At 54.1% G+C, this 18,708-nt stretch carries 16 protein-coding genes and 1 riboswitch; of the genes, 5 read left to right on the top strand and 11 right to left on the bottom strand.

The features are described 5' to 3' along the window. Positions 1-43 precede the first annotated feature (43 nt). Together araA and araB are read right to left on the bottom strand one after the other, a co-directional pair. A complete protein-coding gene (araA, locus tag M2374_RS10700; protein WP_115259476.1) occupies positions 44-1,546 on the bottom strand; it encodes an L-arabinose isomerase in 1,503 nt (500 codons plus the stop codon). Positions 1,547-1,556: 10 nt separating this feature from the next. Continuing rightward, a complete protein-coding gene (araB, locus tag M2374_RS10695) occupies positions 1,557-3,266 on the bottom strand; it encodes a ribulokinase (RefSeq protein ID WP_115259475.1) in 1,710 nt (569 codons plus the stop codon). Between the two features lie 339 nt (positions 3,267-3,605). Between araB and araC the strand changes: the two genes are divergently transcribed. Next, positions 3,606-4,451 carry an arabinose operon transcriptional regulator AraC gene (gene araC, locus M2374_RS10690; RefSeq protein ID WP_117342325.1) on the top strand — a complete coding sequence of 282 codons (846 nt, stop codon included), beginning with the start codon at positions 3,606-3,608 and terminating at the stop codon, positions 4,449-4,451. Positions 4,452-4,570: 119 nt separating this feature from the next. Next, positions 4,571-5,338 (top strand): DedA family protein, encoded by a 768-nt coding sequence (locus M2374_RS10685; RefSeq protein WP_096758325.1) that lies wholly within the window; start codon positions 4,571-4,573, stop codon positions 5,336-5,338. Positions 5,339-5,397: 59 nt separating this feature from the next. On the opposite strand, the gene thiQ is transcribed toward M2374_RS10685, so the two are convergent. The 4 genes from thiQ to sgrR all read right to left on the bottom strand — a co-directional run bounded on the left by thiQ (position 5,398) and on the right by sgrR (position 10,686). Continuing rightward, positions 5,398-6,096 carry a thiamine ABC transporter ATP-binding protein ThiQ gene (gene thiQ, locus M2374_RS10680; protein ID WP_115259473.1) on the bottom strand — a complete coding sequence of 233 codons (699 nt, stop codon included), beginning with the start codon at positions 6,094-6,096 and terminating at the stop codon, positions 5,398-5,400. Next, positions 6,080-7,690 carry a thiamine/thiamine pyrophosphate ABC transporter permease ThiP gene (gene thiP / locus M2374_RS10675; RefSeq protein ID WP_181688479.1) on the bottom strand — a complete coding sequence of 537 codons (1,611 nt, stop codon included), beginning with the start codon at positions 7,688-7,690 and terminating at the stop codon, positions 6,080-6,082. The genes thiQ and thiP overlap by 17 nt, the downstream gene beginning before the upstream one ends. After that, positions 7,666-8,649: a thiamine ABC transporter substrate binding subunit gene (thiB, locus tag M2374_RS10670; RefSeq protein ID WP_115259471.1), complete on the bottom strand. Its 984-nt coding sequence runs from the start codon at positions 8,647-8,649 to the stop codon at positions 7,666-7,668. Before thiB ends, thiP begins: the two co-directional genes overlap by 25 nt. Before the next feature lie 157 nt (positions 8,650-8,806). Then, positions 8,807-8,984: riboswitch (TPP riboswitch) on the bottom strand. 46 nt (positions 8,985-9,030) lie between these two features. Then, a complete protein-coding gene (gene sgrR / locus M2374_RS10665) occupies positions 9,031-10,686 on the bottom strand; it encodes an HTH-type transcriptional regulator SgrR (RefSeq protein ID WP_181688478.1) in 1,656 nt (551 codons plus the stop codon). Between the two features lie 99 nt (positions 10,687-10,785). Between sgrR and sgrT the strand changes: the two genes are divergently transcribed. Together sgrT and M2374_RS10655 are read left to right on the top strand one after the other, a co-directional pair. Further along, positions 10,786-10,908 (top strand): glucose uptake inhibitor SgrT, encoded by a 123-nt coding sequence (gene sgrT / locus M2374_RS10660; RefSeq protein WP_096758320.1) that lies wholly within the window; start codon positions 10,786-10,788, stop codon positions 10,906-10,908. 115 nt (positions 10,909-11,023) lie between these two features. Beyond that, positions 11,024-12,202, top strand: coding sequence for a sugar efflux transporter (locus M2374_RS10655; RefSeq protein ID WP_181218866.1), 1,179 nt, complete (start codon positions 11,024-11,026; stop codon positions 12,200-12,202). Positions 12,203-12,245: 43 nt separating this feature from the next. Here the strand turns inward: M2374_RS10655 and leuD are convergent, their stop codons facing one another. From leuD to leuL, 5 genes are all read right to left on the bottom strand, one after another. Beyond that, positions 12,246-12,851, bottom strand: coding sequence for a 3-isopropylmalate dehydratase small subunit (leuD, locus tag M2374_RS10650; RefSeq protein WP_181688477.1), 606 nt, complete (start codon positions 12,849-12,851; stop codon positions 12,246-12,248). 10 nt (positions 12,852-12,861) lie between these two features. Next, entirely contained in the window at positions 12,862-14,262 is a 1,401-nt protein-coding gene (gene leuC / locus M2374_RS10645; protein WP_181688476.1) for a 3-isopropylmalate dehydratase large subunit, read from the bottom strand. 2 nt (positions 14,263-14,264) lie between these two features. Next, positions 14,265-15,356 carry a 3-isopropylmalate dehydrogenase gene (gene leuB / locus M2374_RS10640; RefSeq protein ID WP_181688475.1) on the bottom strand — a complete coding sequence of 364 codons (1,092 nt, stop codon included), beginning with the start codon at positions 15,354-15,356 and terminating at the stop codon, positions 14,265-14,267. Continuing rightward, positions 15,356-16,927 (bottom strand): 2-isopropylmalate synthase, encoded by a 1,572-nt coding sequence (gene leuA / locus M2374_RS10635; RefSeq protein ID WP_117342317.1) that lies wholly within the window; start codon positions 16,925-16,927, stop codon positions 15,356-15,358. Before leuA ends, leuB begins: the two co-directional genes overlap by 1 nt. Positions 16,928-17,023: 96 nt before the next feature. Further along, the gene (gene leuL, locus M2374_RS10630) at positions 17,024-17,104 is read right to left on the bottom strand and encodes a leu operon leader peptide (protein ID WP_115259466.1); all 81 of its coding nucleotides are present in this window, start codon (positions 17,102-17,104) and stop codon (positions 17,024-17,026) included. A 654-nt stretch (positions 17,105-17,758) separates the two neighbouring features. On the opposite strand from leuL, the gene leuO reads away from it, so the two are divergent. Next, entirely contained in the window at positions 17,759-18,706 is a 948-nt protein-coding gene (gene leuO / locus M2374_RS10625) for a transcriptional regulator LeuO (RefSeq protein WP_181625002.1), read from the top strand. Positions 18,707-18,708 lie beyond the last annotated feature (2 nt).

Here is an 18,708-nt window from a genome sequence, read left to right as displayed (position 1 = left end):
TAGGCCGGTAAATGAAATGCCACCGGGCAATCCGTTTCGATAATTAACGTTTGAACCCGTAGTACACTTCGTTCCAGCGCAGCGCGTCCTTAAAGGCCGGCAGGCGGGTATCGTTGTCGATCACCGCGATCTCGATATCGTGCATTTCAGCGAACTGACGCATGTCATTCAGATCCAGCGCATGGCTGAAGACGGTGTGGTGTGCGCCACCAGCCAGGATCCAGGCTTCAGACGCGGTAGGCAGATCCGGCTGGGCTTTCCACAGCGCGTTCGCCACCGGCAGTTTCGGCAGGTCGTGCGGGGTTTGTACTGTATCAATGCAGTTGACCAGCAGACGATAGCGATCGCCGAGATCGATCAGGCTGGCAACCACGGCCGGGCCGGTTTTGGTGTTGAAGATCAGACGAGCAGGGTCGTCTTTACCGCCAATGCCCAGGTGCTGCACGTCGAGGATCGGTTTTTCTTCTACGGCAATCGACGGGCACACTTCCAGCATGTGCGAGCCGAGCACCAGATCGTTGCCCTTCTCGAAGTGGTAGGTGTAATCCTCCATAAATGAGGTGCCGCCCTGCAGGCCGGTTGACATCACCTTCATGATGCGAAGCAGCGCGGCAGTTTTCCAGTCACCTTCGCCTGCAAAGCCGTAGCCCTGCTGCATCAGACGCTGTACGGCCAGACCCGGAAGTTGTTTCAGGCCGTGCAAATCTTCAAACGTGGTGGTAAAGGCATTGAATCCACCCTGTTCGAGGAAACGCTTCATGCCCAGTTCAATACGGGCGGCTTCCAGCACGTTCTGTCGCTTGTCACCGTGGATTTGCGTTGCAGCCGTCATGGTGTAGGTGCTTTCATATTCGTCGATTAGCGCGTTGATCTCACCATCGCTAATCGCGTTCACTACCTGTACCAGATCGCCCACGGCCCAGGTGTTCACCGAGAAACCAAATTTGATCTGAGCAGCCACTTTATCGCCGTCAGTGACTGCAACTTCACGCATGTTGTCGCCAAAACGGCATACTTTCAGATGGCGGGTATCCTGTTTGGACACGGCCTGGCGCATCCAGGAACCGATACGCTCGTGCGCTTGCTTATCCTGCCAGTGACCGGTGACCACGGCATGCTGCTGGCGCATACGCGCGCCGATGAAGCCAAACTCACGGCCGCCGTGTGCAGTTTGGTTCAGGTTCATAAAGTCCATATCAATGCTGTCCCACGGCAGGGCGGCGTTGAACTGGGTATGGAACTGCATCAGCGGTTTGTTGAGAATGGTCAGGCCGTTGATCCACATTTTGGCCGGTGAGAAGGTATGCAGCCAGACCACCAGGCCCGCACAACGATCGTCATAGTTGGCATCGCGGCAAATAGACGTGATTTCGTCAGGCGATGTTCCCAGCGGTTTTAACACCAGTTTGCAGGGCAGTTTAGCTTCAGTATTCAGTGCGTTAACAACGTGCTCGGCGTGCTGGGTTACCTGACGCAGGGTTTCTGGGCCATACAGGTGCTGGCTACCAATCACAAACCACACTTCATAGTTATCAAAAATCGTCATTGTCGTGTCCTTAATGTGTCAGGGTTGCCAGATCTACCGGGGCTTTGTGCGCCGGTGCGGCAGTCGGAAGGTATTGTTGTTCGGCGCTTACCGCCCACTGCTGGTAGCGGCGATACAGTTGTTCAAAACGTTGAGCCTGCTCAGGACGAGGGTGCAGTGTGTTTTCCACGGCACTCGCCATTTTTTGCTGGGCGGCGGGGATATCGGCATGCACGTTTGCGGCAACGGCGGCAAAAATTGCCGCACCAAGCGCGCAGCACTGGTCTGAGGCGACAATCTGCAGCGGACGATTAAGGACGTCACAACAGGCCTGCATGATGACCGGGTTTTTACGTGCGATGCCGCCGAGCGCCATCACGTTATTCACTGCGATGCCTTGTTCGGTAAAGCATTCCATAATGGCGCGTGCGCCAAACGCCGTTGCGGCAATCAATCCACCAAACAGCGCTGGTGCGTCGGTCGCGAGGTTAAGGTCGGTAATGACCCCTTTCAGACGTTGGTTGGCATTGGGTGTACGACGCCCGTTGAACCAGTCGAGTACTACCGGCAGATGGTCCAGAGACGGATTTTTTGCCCATGCTTCGGTTAGCGCAGGCAGCAGCTGTTTTTGGCTGGCTTTAATCTGCGTTTTGAGTTCCGGGTGCTGCGCAGCAAGCTGCTCCAGCGGCCAGCTCAGCACGCGGCTAAACCAGGCATAGATATCGCCGAAGGCGGATTGACCGGCTTCCAGGCCAATAAAGTGCGGCACCACGCTGCCATCAACCTGGCCGCATATGCCTTTTACTGCGCGTTCGCCGACGCTGGCTTTGTCGGCAATCAGAATATCGCAGGTCGAGGTGCCAATGACTTTCACCAGGGTATTTGGCTGTGCGCCCGCGCCGACAGCGCCCATATGGCAGTCGAATGCACCGCCGGAAATGACCACGCTTTCCGGCAGACCCAGGCGCTGTGCCCATTCCGCACAGAGCGTGCCCACTGGCAGGTCTGCGGTGAAAGTATCGGTAAACATCGGGTATTGCAGATGTTGGTTGATGAGGGGGTCGAGTTCATCAAAGAAACTGGCTGGCGGCAGGCCACCCCAGCTTTCATGCCACAGGGATTTGTGACCGGCGCTGCAGCGTCCGCGACGAATATCCTGTGGGCGCGTGGTGTCAGAGAGCAGGGCGGGGATCCAGTCGCACAGCTCAATCCAGGACACGGCAGCCTGCGCGACTGCGTTGTCCTGGCGGGTAACGTGCAGGATTTTTGCCCAGAACCATTCACTGGAATAAATGCCGCCGATATAGCGGGAATAATCGACCTTGCCCGGCGTATGACACAGGCGGGTGATTTCTTCGGCTTCTTCGACTGACGTGTGGTCTTTCCACAGGACGAACATCGCGTTCGGGTTCTCGGCGAACTCTTCTCTGAGTGCGAGGACGTTGCCGTTGGCATCAATAGGCGCAGGGGTTGAACCGGTGCTGTCAACGCCAATCCCGACCACTGCCGCACGCTGTTCTGCGCTCAGTTCGCCGAGGACCGTTTTCAGTGCGGCTTCCATGGATTCAATGTAGTCACGCGGGTGATGGCGAAACTGGTTGTTTGGGCCATCGCAATATTGCCCTTCCTGCCAACGTGGGTACCACTCTACGCTGGTGGCAATCTCCTCGCCGGTGGCACATTCCACCGCCAAAGCGCGTACTGAATCACTTCCAAAATCGAGGCCAATTGCAATCGCCATCGTCTTACTCCATCCAAAAATACGGGTATGGATAAACAGTAGATAATGGGGGTAAAAACCGTCAGGCAGGATCCGCTAATCTTATGGACTAAAATGCTGTGGCATCACAAAGTGTGACGCCGTGCAAATATTCAATGTGGACATTTCTGCCGTAGTTATAGACACTTTTGTTAGCCGTTTTTATCGTTGGCGCAGGACATGTTTTTTACAAAATGCTTTTCGCATGCGGGGTTGATGGTCCATCACTGAAACCATAACGGTCTACAGGGGCGACGGTGACGATATCTTGCATAATATGGACGATTTGTTTCTTATCAGAACACCGGGAGTATTGAAATTATGGCTGAACCGCAAAACGATCCCCTGTTGCCGGGCTACTCGTTTAACGCGCATTTAGTGGCGGGATTAACCCCTATTGAGGCGAACGGGTACCTGGATTTTTTTATCGACAGACCGCTGGGAATGAAGGGCTATATCTTGAACCTGACCATTCGCGGGGAAGGGGTCATCAACAATCAAGGTAAGCAGTTTGTTTGCCGACCGGGTGATATTTTGCTGTTTCCGCCGGGTGAAGTTCACCATTACGGCCGCCATCCCGATGCCAGTGAATGGTACCACCAGTGGGTCTACTTTCGACCTCGCGCCTACTGGCAGGAGTGGCTTACCTGGCCGGCGATTTTTGCACAGACTGGTTTTTTCCGCCCGGATGAAGCGCATCAGCCACACTTCAACGAACTGTTCGGCCAGATAATCAGCGCCGGGCAACGGGAGGGTCGTTACTCTGAGCTGTTGGCGATCAATTTGCTGGAACAACTGCTGCTCAGACGTATGGAAGCAATTAATGAATCGCTGCATCCCCCCATGGATAACCGCGTGCGTGATGCCTGTCAGTACATCAGCGATCACCTGGCGGACAGCAATTTTGATATTGCCAGCGTCGCGCAGCATGTCTGCCTGTCGCCGTCTCGTTTGTCGCACCTGTTCCGCCAGCAGCTCGGCATCAGCGTACTCAGCTGGCGTGAGGATCAGCGAATCAGCCAGGCGAAGCTCCTGTTGAGCACCACGCGCATGCCGATCGCCACCGTCGGGCGCAACGTCGGGTTTGACGATCAGCTCTATTTCTCCCGCGTTTTCAAAAAATGTACCGGCGCCAGCCCGAGCGAGTTTCGCGCTGGCTGTGAATAAAAAGTGAATGATGTGTCCGAAAAGTTGTCATATCTCGCAAACTATTCATACGAATGATGGCTTGACGAAGTTGAGAAGGGTTATCAGAATCCTTGCTTCGTAAATCTGACGGACACATTATGCAAGCATTGCTGGAACATTTTATTCTCCAGTCCGCCGTATACTCTTTGATAGCCGTACTGCTGGTGGCTTTTCTGGAGTCGCTGGCGCTGGTGGGCTTAATTTTACCCGGTACCGTGCTGATGGCCGGACTGGGTGCGCTGATTGGTAGCGGTGAACTGAACTTCTGGCATGCCTGGCTTGCGGGCATTGTCGGCTGCCTGATGGGGGACTGGATCTCCTTCTGGCTGGGCTGGCGTTTTAAAAAGCCGCTGCATCGCTGGTCTTTTATGAAAAAGAACAAGGCGTTACTGGATAAAACTGAACATGCGCTTCATCAGCACAGCATGTTTACTATTCTGGTAGGTCGTTTTGTTGGTCCGACGCGTCCGCTGGTGCCAATGGTGGCGGGGATGCTTGATCTGCCTGTCGCCAAATTTATAGTGCCTAATATCATTGGCTGTGTACTGTGGCCGCCGTTTTATTTTCTGCCGGGTATCCTGGCGGGCGCGGCAATTGATATTCCCTCAGATGTACAGAGCGGCGATTTCAAATGGCTATTGCTGGCGACCGCACTATTGCTGTGGGTCGGGGGATGGCTGTGCTGGCGGCTATGGCGTAGCGGCAAAGCGGCTGTTGATCGCTTAACCGTTTATTTGCCGCGAGGTCGACTGCTGTATCTGGCGCCGCTTGTTCTCGGGATCGGCGTGGTGGCGCTGGTCGCACTGATCCGCCATCCGCTGATGCCGGTGTATATCGATATCCTGCGCAAAGTGGTGGGCTATTAGGGCTTATTTTGCCGGATGGCGCTGGCGCTAATCCGGCCAACGGGCCGCAAATTGCGCCACTATGCTTTAATACCCAACAGCGCCGAGGCGCTGGCGTGACCGCTCAACAGCTCATCTGTTTTACCTTGCCACGCAATGCGCCCGTCGGCGACTACGATTGAACGTGGCGCAATGCGCGCGGCGTCTTCTACGCTGTGGGACACCATCAGCAGCGTCAGCTGCTTCTCACGACACACGTCGGCCACCAGTGTGAGCATTTCCTGACGCAGGGCGGGGTCGAGCGCGGAGAACGGTTCATCAAGCAGCAACACGGGCTGTTCCCGCACCAGGCAGCGCGCCAGGGCTACACGCTGGCGTTGCCCGCCGGAAAGCTCGCCAGGAAGCCTTTCCAGCAACATGTCGAGTCCCATTTGTTGAGCAATGTGGCGCATTTTCTCCTGCTGCTGCGCGTTCAGTTTCAACCCAGGGTTAAGGCCGAGGGCGATATTCTGTTGCACACTCAGGTGGCTGAACAGATTGTTTTCCTGAAACAGCATGGAGACAGGGCGGCGAGAAGGCGGCGTGCGGGTATGATCCTCACCACCAATCATCATTGTGCCGCTGGCTGGTGCCAGAAAACCGGCAATCAGGTTTAATAGCGTACTTTTCCCGGCGCCGCTGGGTCCCAGCACGGCGATCTGTTCACCGCGCGCGACCGACAGCGTAAAGCGCATGGGTAAATGGTGATACAGCCATGTGATATCAATCAGTTTTAACATGTCGACCCGGTAATTTCTCAATAACAGTAAACAGCGTAAAGCACAGGATCAGCAGCAATAATGCGGTGACTGCACCATCCTGACTGCGATAGGAGCCAATCTGCTGATAGAGGTAAAACGGTAACGTGCGGAAGTCCTCGTTGCCAAACAGGGCTACCACGCCAAAATCGCCAATCGACAGGACGCAGGCGAAGGCCATGGCTTGCGCCAGCGGGCGTTTCAACGCACGCAGCTCAATCACTTTCAACCGCGACCATCCTTCAATGCCTAAAGACTGGCACAACATGCTGTAGCGCGCCGTTACGTCACGCATCGGGTTTTCCAGCACTTTCAGCGCATAAGGGATGGCCATTAGTGCATTGGTAAAAATCACAATGCCGTCGGCAGAGTCCGGCAGTCCAATACTGTTATTGAGCAGCAGGAAGAACCCGGTTGCCAGCACGATGCCCGGCATTGCGAGGATCAGCATGCCGCTCAGTTCCAGCGCCTGACCGGCTAAAACTTGCTGCCGTGCCCGCAGCTCGCGGCTGCTCCACAACAGCATCATGGTGAGAATGACGCACAGCAGGCCTGCCGCCAGCGCAATACGCAGCGAAGTCCACAGGGCTTGCCACAATACAGGCTGCGCGAGAACGTCCAGAATATGACGGTTAACACCATCGACAATCACCGCCAGCAGCGGCGGGAGTAACAGCAGCAGCGCCAGAATAATCAGCAGGGTGTCGGTCACTCGGCTGTGCAGGCGGTCGTCGGGATCGCGCCAGCCTTGTACCAGCGTGGTGCCGGGGGCTATCGCTCGACTCATGCGCTGGCTGAGCAGCACCAGTCCTAAGCAGCAAATCATCTGGATCAGTGCCAGCATGGCGGCGCGGGCGGGATCGTAGTCGAAGCTCAGCGCCTGATAGATAGCCAGCTCGATGGTGGTCGCCTGCGGCCCGCCGCCGAGCGACAGCACGGTAGCAAAACTGGCGAAGCACAGCATAAAGATGAGCGCCGCTACCGGAGGGATTTGGCGGCGTAGCCACGGCCATTCAACGAAGCGGAAGAAATGCCAGCCGCGCATACCTAGCTGCGCGGCGAGCTGCCGCTGTTCGCCGGGAATATTCTCCAGCGACTGCAGCAGTAAACGGCTGGCCATCGGCAGGTTGAAAAAGACGTGTGCCAGCAGAATGCCCTGCAGACCGTACGGTGAAAACGTCCACTCCAGGCCGAGAGCCTGCCAAAGTGAGGACAGCCAGCCCTGACGACCGTAGACGCTAAGGATGCCAAAGACGGCGACCAGCACCGGCAGGATCAGCGTCATTGCGCACAGGCGCAGCAGCGCTATACGCCCAGGGAAACGGCGACGATAAAGCGCCCGGGCGAGGAAGATTGCCGGGATCACCGACAGCGCAGCGGATAAAAATGCCTGCCAGAAGGAAAAACGCACCACGTGCCACAGGTAGCTGTCCTGCCACAGTGTGAGCCAGTCTCCCTGAGGGGCGTTCAGCCACAGCGCCAGAAACGCCGCCAGGGCGACGGCCACTATCAACGTAGCGGCCGAAAGCCCTGGGAGCAGCCAGCCGGGAATTAACGGCTGACGGCGCGTTGCCATGCGTTAATCCATGTCTGACGTTGAGTTGCTACCTGTTGTGGGGTGAATTCCAGCGCGGTGGACGGTTTTTCCAGTTGTGCAATGCCAGGAGGAAGCGTGACCTGGGTTACCGGATACATCCAGTTGCCAGTGGGGATCGCGTTCTGGAACGCCGGAGAAACCATAAATGTCAGGAATTTTTCCGCCAGTTCGGGTTGTTTGCTGGCGGCGGTACGTGCGGCGACCTCCACCTGCAAATAGTGTCCCTCGCTAAAATTGGCGGCGGCGTAGTTATCTTTCTTCTCTTCGATGATGTGATACGCCGGAGAGGTGGTATAGCTCAGCACCAGATCGCTTTCACCTTTCAGGAACAGACCGTAGGCTTCACTCCAGCCCTTGGTGACGGTGACGGTTTTAGCCGCCAGTTTCTGCCAGGCTTCCGGCGCTTTATCGCCGTACACTTTCTGCATCCACAGCAGCAGTCCCAGACCCGGCGTGCTGGTACGTGGGTCCTGATAAATTACGCGCCATTTCTGGTCGCTTTCGACCAGTTCTTTCAGGCTCTTCGGTGGGTTTTTCAGCTTGTTTTTGTCATACACAAAGGCGAAATAACCGTAATCAAACGGTACAAAGGTGTCGTTTTTCCAGCCGCCAGGGACGTTGATGGCATCGCTCGCCACGCCGCTTTTGGCAAACAGTTTGGTCTGCATTGCCGCGTCGAGCAGGTTGTTATCCAGTCCGAGCACGACGTCGGCTTTACTGTTTTTTCCTTCCATACGCAGGCGGTTAAGTAGCGAGACGCCATCTTCCAGCGCCACCAGCTTTAGTTCGCAGTTGCAGTCGGCTTCAAAGGCTTTTTTGATGGTTGGACCGGGGCCCCAGTCGGCGGCGAACGAGTCGTAGGTATAGACGGTCAGAACGGGTTTGGCGAAGGCAGGCGCTGCGCACAGCAGTAAAAGCGGAAGACATTTTTTAAACACTTTGCACCTCATAAAGTAAAACTCTAAATAATTCGAGTTGCAGGAAGGCGGCGACGTAGCGCATCCCCGGGAGCGTACAGGTAGTACGTGACTGGGGTGAGCGAGGAAAGCCAACGCATCTGCAGCTTGAAGTATGACGAGTTAGGTGGCAAAGGACTTGAGCTACAGCCTCAAATCCCTTCGCCGGCATTATCCGGATCAGGTTCGACGGGTATCTCTCAGCCTCATACACTTCATCCTTCAAGCTGCCTCTGCGTTGGCTGCGTTTGCTTGCCGCCTTGATGCATCATGAATGATTTTGTGTATGTTTTTTATTGGCACCCCGTTGAGAACGGCGTTAGTGTAATGATTTTGTTGCTATGCGGCAATCAAGAGCCGGATCTACGGGTCCGGCGGTGCAAACCATGCTGATTTAAAATCAAACCAGCCAAGCGTATTCATGCGTAATCCGCGCATACTGCGCTGCCCCTGAATGATCAGCCAGTGATGGATCAGCGGTACAATGGCTTTACTGGCAAGCAGTTGCTGACACCATGCTGCGAGGCTCATCTCGCCGGTGCGCCAGCGGGCAGCGTCGCTTTCCCAGTCCAGAGAAAGACAGTTTTGCAGCAGCGGGACTTCGCACAAATGGGCGAACAGCGAGAAGTCCAGCGGTAAGGTAAAGTTGGCGCTGTTGAGCCAGATATCGCTGACGGTCTCGCCTGCGTGCCATTGATCGTAGTCGATCTCCTGAATATTCAGCTGTACCTGATGCACCGCCAGCAATGTTTTCATGATCTGCGCAATCACCCGATGCTCGATATGATCGCGATAGTAGGTGAGCGTCAGTGTTTCCAGTCCCGCCGGTTTTTCACCGAGTCCTGGCCTGGCATGATGCCAGCGAGGCAGTAATCCGTACGCGGGGAACCAGTGCCGTTGATACTGCTCGTCAGCCTGAAAAATTAAATTCGTCGGCGAGAGTATGCGGCTTACCCATTCGCGCACCTCCTGATTGGCTCCGCGATGGGCGCGGGAATCAAACAGCATGTAATAACACCCTTCCTCCAGCCGGCTTTCGATAGCCTTTTCATCTTCCGTCGGGCCTTTGAGCGTGAGTCCGCCGCCGGGCTCTTCGGCGATGTCCGGTAACACCCACACGTTCACTTCGTCAATCAGCGCCCGGTAACCAAAGTAATCATCAAAAGCGTGAATTTTTAGCTGGTTACTCGTATTGCGGACGACCGCATAGGGACCGGTGCCAATCGGGTGGCTGGAAAAGTTATTCAGCGTTTCCCATTCGCGCGGCAGGACCATGGCGGGGACCTGTCCCAGTAGCCACGGCAGCCAGCGATCAGGTTGCGCCAGATGGATATCCAGCGTCCAGGCCGTGGGGGAGGCAATTTGCGTAATGTGCGAGTACAGCGGCAGGCTGTTGATCCGCCTCAGTGAGGCGATCACATCCTCCATTTCCAGCTCGCGACCATGATGAAAATGGATCCCAGGACGCAGGAAGAACCGCCAGTGCAGCGGCGAAATTTGTTGCCAGTGGTGGGCAATGTCGGCTTCCAGTTCCCCATTTTCCTCATTTACGCGGGTTAAGGCGCTGAAGATTTGCCTGGCGATATGGGTTTCGGAACGGCGTAGCGCCGTACCGGGGAGCAGATTGCGCATCGGGCGATAGTAAAGGACGCGCATGATGTGCCGCCCCTGGCGAAAGCTGCGGCCCAGATGGGAAACCAGCATTTGTCGCACGGCTGTTTTATCGCCGACCAGTTGCACCAGTTGATCAATGCGATCCTGTTCCAGCAGGTCTTCCGCCCGCTGCTGCTGGAGCGCCAGCCCGGTGTAGAGAAAGGTCAGGCGTGAACGTTTGCCGCGACCGACCTCGGCTTCCCACGTTAGCCAGCCGCGTTCCTGCATGGTGTTGAGCAGGGTACGCATATGGCGGCGCGAGCAACTGAGTAACTCTGCCAACTCGTTCAGCGTGGTGTCTTGCGTTTTGCCGTCGCAGCATTGCCACAGGCGGATAAACTGTTGTTGCAAACGACCAGAAGACATAAAAGGGGAACTCCCACGGAAAACTCAGCAATTTTATTATCCCCATATTAAGCCAATAATGAATTCCGATGAAGCGATGAGACAACGAAGGGGTCATCTATGCGTCAGTTCTATTTAAAGTACTTTACCTCGACAGCGCGTTTGTCCTGGTTGGCTTGCCTGAGTGCGCCGCAGCGCTTAAAGATGCTTGATGAACTGATGCAGTGGGAGTTGCAAGACTGACCTCTGAATTGGGAATTGCAGACATCATGTGTGACTGAGTATTGGTGTTAATCGCCGCGCCAGCAGGTATTATCTGCTGGCTTTTTTCGTTTCCGCTGCGCTTAAAAGGAAAGATATGCTCTGGATTATGACCATGGGACGGCGCCTTAACGGCGTGTATGCGGCGTTTATGCTGGTTGCCTTTATGATGGGCGTAGCGGGCGCGTTACAGGCACCCACGCTGAGCCTGTTTCTGAGTCGCGAGGTGGGGGCACAGCCATTTTGGGTTGGGCTGTTTTACACCGTCAATGCGATCGCCGGGATCGCGGTCAGCCTTGGTTTGGCGAAACGATCCGACAGTCGGGGCGATCGGCGTAAGCTGATCATGTTCTGCTGTCTGATGGCGATTGGCAACGCGTTGCTGTTTGCCTTTAACCGCCACTATTTAACGCTGATCACCTGCGGGGTGCTGCTGGCTTCGCTGGCAAATACCGCCATGCCGCAGCTGTTTGCGCTGGCGCGGGAGTATGCGGATAATTCGGCGCGAGAAGTGGTGATGTTCAGCTCGGTGATGCGTGCGCAGCTTTCGCTGGCGTGGGTGATTGGGCCGCCGCTGGCGTTTATGCTGGCGTTAAATTACGGCTTCACGATGATGTTTTCGATTGCTGCCGGGATATTTGCCGTTAGCCTGGTGCTGATCGCGCTGATACTGCCGTCGGTGGCGCGGGTCGAGCAGCCTGTCGATGTCCCGCTTGAGCAGACCGGCGGCTGGCAGGACAAAAATGTGCGCATGTTGTTTATTGCCTCCACGCTGATGTGGACCTGCAACACCATGTACATTATCGATATGCCGCTGTGGATTAGCCTTGAACTGGGACTACCGGACAAACTGGCCGGGATCCTGATGGGCACCGCCGCCGGGTTGGAAATTCCGGCAATGATTCTGGCGGGTTACTACGTGAAGCGTTTTGGTAAGCGGCGGATGATGATAACCGCCGTGGCGGCAGGCGTGCTGTTTTACCTTGGGCTTATCTTCTTCCATAGCCATACGGCGCTACTGGTCCTGCAGCTGTTTAATGCGGTATTCATCGGGATTGTTGCCGGAATAGGCATGCTGTGGTTTCAGGATCTGATGCCGGGCAGGGCGGGTTCAGCTACCACCTTATTTACCAATAGTATCTCCACGGGGGTGATTCTGGCGGGGGTAATTCAGGGGGCGGTGGCGCAAAGTTATGGGCATTATGCCGTCTACTGGGTGATTGCGGGAATTTCGGTGGTTACGCTGGTGATGACCGGACGAGTGAAGGATGTGTAGTGGGTGTGCCGGATACGCTGCGCTTATCCGGCAACAACAAGCACTAGCGCATAAACGCGGGCTGTTTGTTCTCGTAAGTCGAGATCGCGTCTTCGTGCTGCAACGTCAGCCCAATACTGTCGAGACCGTTCAGCATGCAGTGGCGGCGGAAGGCGTCGATTTCAAACGGATACGCTTTATCGCCAGCCTTCACCACCTGTGCCTGCAGATCCACCTCAAAACGGATCCCCGGATTGTCCTGTACCAACGTGAACAGGTCATCCACTTCGTCGTCGCTTAATTTCACCGGCAGCAGTTGGTTATTAAAGCTGTTGCCGTAGAAAATGTCGGCGAAGCTTGGGGCGATCACCACTTTGAAACCGTAATCGGTCAGCGCCCACGGCGCATGTTCGCGCGAGGATCCGCAGCCAAAGTTTTCCCGCGCCAGCAGAATAGACGCCCCTTTATATTCCGGGAAATTCAGCACGAATTCTGGGTTAGGCTGCTGGCCGTTCTCATCGAGAAAGCGCCAGTCGTTAAACAGGTGTGCGCCAAAACCGGTACGCGTCACTTTCTGCAAAAACTGTTTGGGAATAATGGCATCCGTATCGACGTTGGCGGCATCCAGGGGGACAACCAGGCCGGTATGCTGGGTAAATTTCTCTGCCATGGTAGTTTCCTTATTTGATGCGGCGAATGTCGGCAAAATGACCGGTTACGGCGGCGGCAGCAGCCATGGCTGGGCTGACTAAGTGCGTACGCCCCCCGCGACCCTGACGACCTTCAAAGTTACGGTTGCTGGTGGAAGCACAGCGCTCGCCCGGATTCAGGCGATCGTTGTTCATCGCCAGGCACATTGAGCAGCCTGGCAAGCGCCATTCAAAACCGGCTTCAATGAAAATCTTATCCAGACCTTCTGCTTCTGCCTGGGCTTTAACCGGACCCGAACCCGGCACCACCAGTGCCTGCACGCCCGGCGCGACCTTGCGGCCCTTGGCGATTTCAGCCGCGGCGCGTAAATCTTCAATACGCGAGTTGGTGCAGGAGCCGATAAACACTTTATCAATAGCCACTTCCGTCAACGGAATACCCGGCTTCAGCCCCATATAGGCCAGCGCTTTTTCCGCCGACATGCGCTCAACCGGATCGCTAAACGACGCCGGGTCGGGAATATTATCGTTCACGGCGATTACCTGGCCGGGGTTAGTGCCCCAGGTGACCTGTGGCGCAATATCTTCTGCCTGCAGGGTGACGGTGGTATCAAACGTCGCCCCGTCGTCGGTTTTCAGCGTTTTCCAGTAATTAACCGCGTGGGCAAATTCCTCGCCCTTCGGTGCATGCAAACGCCCCTGCACATAGTTAAAGGTGGTTTCGTCCGGTGCGACCAGGCCTGCTTTGGCCCCCATTTCGATAGCCATATTGCACAGGGTCATACGGCCTTCCATGCTCAACGCACGGATAGCGTCGCCGCAAAACTCAACCACGTGGCCGGTACCGCCTGCGCTACCGGTTTTACCAATAATCGCCAGTACGATGTCTTTGGCGGTAATCCCTGGTGCTGCCGTGCCATTGACTTCGATCTTCATGGTTTTGGCGCGCCCTTGCTTCAGGGTTTGCGTGGCCAGCACGTGTTCGACTTCTGAGGTCCCGATACCAAACGCCAGCGCGCCGAACGCACCGTGTGTGGCGGTGTGAGAGTCACCGCAGACGATGGTCATACCCGGTAAGGTCACACCTTGCTCGGGTCCCATTACGTGGACGATGCCCTGAAAAGGGTGATTCAAATCGTACAGTTCGACGCCAAACTCGTTGCAGTTTTTGATCAGCTCCTGCATCTGGATGCGCGCCATTTCACCAGAGGCGTTAATGTCTTTAGTTTGCGTTGAGACGTTATGATCCATAGTGGCGAAGGTTTTACCCGGCTGGCGCACCGGGCGGTTATGCGCCCGCAGACCGTCAAACGCCTGCGGGGAGGTCACTTCGTGCACCAGATGGCGGTCGATATACAGCAGCGGCGTTTCGTTCTGCGCTTCATACACGACGTGCGCATCGAACAACTTTTCATACAACGTTTTAGCCATGGTTACACCCCTTCTGCGACGTAACGAGCAATGATATCGCCCATCTCATCGGTACTGACTGCGGCAGCGCCACGGGCTAAATCACCGGTGCGAATACCTTCTGCTAATGCGCGGTTGACGGCGCTTTCAATGGCGATGGCCGCATTGTTAGCGTCCAGGCTGTAGCGCAGCAACAGCGCCAGTGACAAAATCTGGGCAATCGGGTTGGCAATGTTTTTCCCGGCGATATCCGGCGCTGAGCCGCCGGCTGGCTCGTACAGGCCAAAGTCCTGCTCATTCAGGCTGGCGGAGGGCAGCATGCCCATAGAGCCGGTGATCATCGCACATTCATCGGACAGGATGTCGCCAAACAGGTTGGAGCACAGCAACACGTCGAACTGTGACGGATCTTTAATCAACTGCATGGTGGCGTTGTCAATGTACATATGCGTCAGGACAACGTCCGGGTATTCATTGGCAATTTCATTGACGACTTCACGCCACAGAATAGAGGTTTGCAGTACGTTGGCTTTATCAATCGATGTCACTTTACAGCGACGCTTGCGGGCAGACTCAAACGCAATGCGTGCAATACGTTCGATCTCGAAACGGTGATAGACCTCGGTATCAAAGGCTTTTTCATGTTGACCGCTACCTTCGCGACCTTTTGGCTGACCGAAGTAGATCCCGCCCGTCAGTTCGCGTACGCACAGGATGTCGAAACCGTTGGCGGCAATGTCGGCGCGCAGCGGACAAAAATCTTCCAGCCCCTGATACAGCTTAGCTGGGCGCAGGTTGCTGAATAATTTAAAGTGTTTACGCAACGGCAGCAGGGCACCACGCTCCGGCTGCTGGTTTGGCGGCAGGTTTTCCCATTTCGGGCCGCCCACGGAGCCAAACAAAATGGCATCGGCCTGTTCACAACCTTCAACCGTTGCGGGTGGCAGCGGTTGACCGTGGTTGTCGATGGCAACGCCGCCCACGTCGTAGTGGCTGGTGGTAATGCGCATAGCGAAACGGGTACGAATTGCGTCCAGTACTTTCAGGGCCTGCGCCATCACTTCCGGGCCAATACCATCACCCGGCAAAACAGCAATATGATAATTATTCGACATCACACGGTTTCCTTGTTGTTCTCGTTGTTTTGAGCTTTGCGTTGCAATTCTTTTTCGACTTCTTCGGCGCGCCAGATGTTGTTCAGTACATGCACCATGGCTTTCGCGGAGGACTCGACAATATCCGTTGCCAGGCCTACGCCGTGGAAGCGACGGCCGTTAAAGTTGGCGACGATATCCACCTGACCCAGCGCATCTTTACCGTGGCCTTTTGCGGTCAGGCTGTATTTCACCAGTTCGATGTCGTAGTCGGTAATACGGTTGATGGCCTGATAAATAGCATCGACCGGGCCGTTACCGTTTGCAGCTTCGGCTTTCACATTCTCGCCACAGGCCAGCTTGACGGAGGCGGTGGCAATATCATTGGAGCCAGACTGCACGCTGAAGTAATCCAGGCGGAAATGTTCGGGTTCTTCTTGTTGTTTGTTAATAAAGGCCAGCGCTTCCAGATCGTAATCAAATACCTGACCTTTTTTATCCGCCAGCTTCAGGAAGGCGTCGTACAGGTTGTCCAGGCTGTATTCACTCTCTTTATAGCCCATCTCATCCATACGGTGTTTGACCGCAGCACGTCCGGAACGGGACGTCAGGTTCAGTTGCACCTGGTTCAGACCGATGGACTCCGGGGTCATGATTTCGTAGTTTTCACGGTTTTTCAGTACGCCGTCCTGATGAATACCGGAAGAGTGGGCAAAGGCGCCGCTACCGACAATCGCTTTGTTGGCCGGAATCGGCATATTGCAGATTTGGCTGACTAACTGGCTGGTACGCCAGATTTCCTGATGATTAATGCGGGTCTGTACGTTCAGAATATCTTTGCGGACTTTGATCGCCATGATCACTTCTTCCAGCGAGCAGTTACCGGCGCGTTCACCGATCCCGTTCATCGCCCCTTCGACCTGACGCGCACCGGCATGAACAGCGGCCAGCGCGTTACCGACGCCCAGACCTAAATCGTCGTGGGTGTGCACGGAAATGATCGCTTTGTCGATATTCGGCACTCGTTCATACAGGCCGGAAATGATTGCGCCAAATTCGAAGGGCATGGTGTACCCGACGGTATCGGGGATATTAATGGTTTTGGCACCGGCATTAATCGCTGCTTCTACCACGCGAGCCAGATCGGCAATAGGGGTACGGCCGGCGTCTTCGCATGAGAATTCCACGTCATCCGTGTAATTACGCGCACGCTTAACCATATAGACAGCCCGCTCGATAACCTCATCCAGCGTACTACGTAATTTGGTGGCGATATGCATCGGCGAGGTGGCGATAAACGTATGAATGCGGAAAGCCTCAGCCACCTTCAGGGATTCAGCGGCCACATCGATATCTTTTTCCACACAGCGGGCTAAGGCGCAGACGCGGCTGTTTTTAACCTGTCGGGCAATGGTCTGTACCGACTCAAAATCACCTGGCGAAGACACAGGGAAACCGACTTCCATCACGTCAACGCCCATACGCTCGAGAGCCAGAGCAATCTGCAGTTTTTCTTTCACACTCAGGCTTGCCTGTAACGCCTGTTCACCATCGCGTAAGGTGGTATCGAAAATAATGACTTGCTGGCTCATGGTTTAGGTCCTTTGTCTTTTTTGGCGCCTTGCTTCGAGCATAAAAAAACCCGCGCAGCGGCGCGGGTTTTTGTCTTAACTGGAGCTGACGTAATGCTAAATGTCGTTCACCAGTCTACCGCGCAACGAAGATGCGTTTAGTAGTAGTAGACCGTTAAAACGAACAATGTAAGTCATCAATCAGGCTCCAGGCGAATGCGATATGCTTTTAGTGGTACTGGATATGAAAGCTGATGTCAACCCCGCTCCCCGTAAACGTCCGTATTCAGAAGAAAAACACCTCTGCAATCTAAGCGAATTGTGCTGAATTTTTAGAGAAGCATAAAATAAATCAGTGTGCGTTCGTACATACTTTTCATGCTTTGACATATTTGAGCATATTTGTTTGCAACTATTGTGACAGCATGCTGATGAGATGGGGTGTAGATACACTTTTTATCTTTATGATTTATCAGTTTTTATAGTGTCCATGAATGAATGCAGGGGGCACGCTTCTCAATGATTGATAAATTAATGTTAACTTTTAATGTATTAATAATATAAACATTTAATCAAATCTTAAATATATATTCACCGTGCGTATGATTGTGTATTCGTCGTGCTTATGGTTATATTGTTCGTGAAATTTAAACATATGAATCATCGTGCAGTGACATCCGCCACACTGCGCTCGCATTGGGTTTCTGTTCATTTAGGTTCGTACCTTTATGTTTTCCTAATTTTAATGTTTTTCCTTTTTCTTATTTTATATGCATGGTAAATCATATTAACGGAGGTTATTTCTTCACTCCGTCTGGGAAAAGGGAGTTTAGAGTGACAGTGGAGTTAAATATGCCAGAAGTGAAAATAATAGATAAACCAAATCCTATAACAATGGGAAAGCCGCAGCTTCGCATGGTTGATCTTAATTTATTAACCGTCTTTGACGCGGTAATGCAGGAACAAAATATTACCCGCGCTGCGCATACTCTGGGGATGTCGCAACCTGCAGTCAGTAATGCTGTGGCGCGTTTGAAAATTATGTTCAATGATGAACTTTTTGTTCGTTATGGCCGTGGGATCCAGCCGACAGCACGGGCCTTCCAACTCTTTGGCTCCGTCCGTCAGGCATTGCAACTGGTACAGAATGAACTGCCGGGTTCGGGGTTTGAGCCTGCCAGCAGCGAGCGCGTATTCAACCTCTGCGTATGCAGCCCATTGGATAATATTCTGACCTCCTTGATTTATAATCGGGTTGAGCAAGTTGCGCCAAACATTCATGTCGCATTTAAATCTTCACTCAATCAAAATACCGAACATCAATTACGTTATCAGGAAACGGAGTTCGTTATTAGTTATGAAGAGTTCCGTCGCCCTGAATTCACCAGTATTCCCTTGTTCAATGACGAGATGGTGTTAGTTGCGAGCAGAAAACACCCCCGTATTAGTGGTCCATTATTGGAAAACGATGTTTATAATGAACAGCATGCGGTGGTATCTCTCGATCGCTTTGCATCATTTAGCCAACCCTGGTATGACACTGCGGATAAACAATCTTGTGTCGCTTATCAAGGTATGGCGTTAATCAGCGTGTTGAATATTGTTTCGCAAACGCATCTGGTGTCTATTGCACCACGTTGGTTAGCGGAAGAATTCTCTGAGCAGTTAGATCTACAGATATTGCCTTTACCGTTAAAATTGAATAGCCGTACATGCTATCTTTCCTGGCATGAAGCTGCGGGCAGGGATAAAGGCCACCAATGGATGGAAGAATTATTAGTCTCCGTCTGTAAGCAGTAGTA

The organism is Citrobacter sp. JUb117 (assembly GCF_024809055.1).
GTDB lineage: Bacteria > Pseudomonadota > Gammaproteobacteria > Enterobacterales > Enterobacteriaceae > Citrobacter > Citrobacter gillenii.
This window is presented reverse-complemented; position numbering and strand designations above follow the sequence as displayed.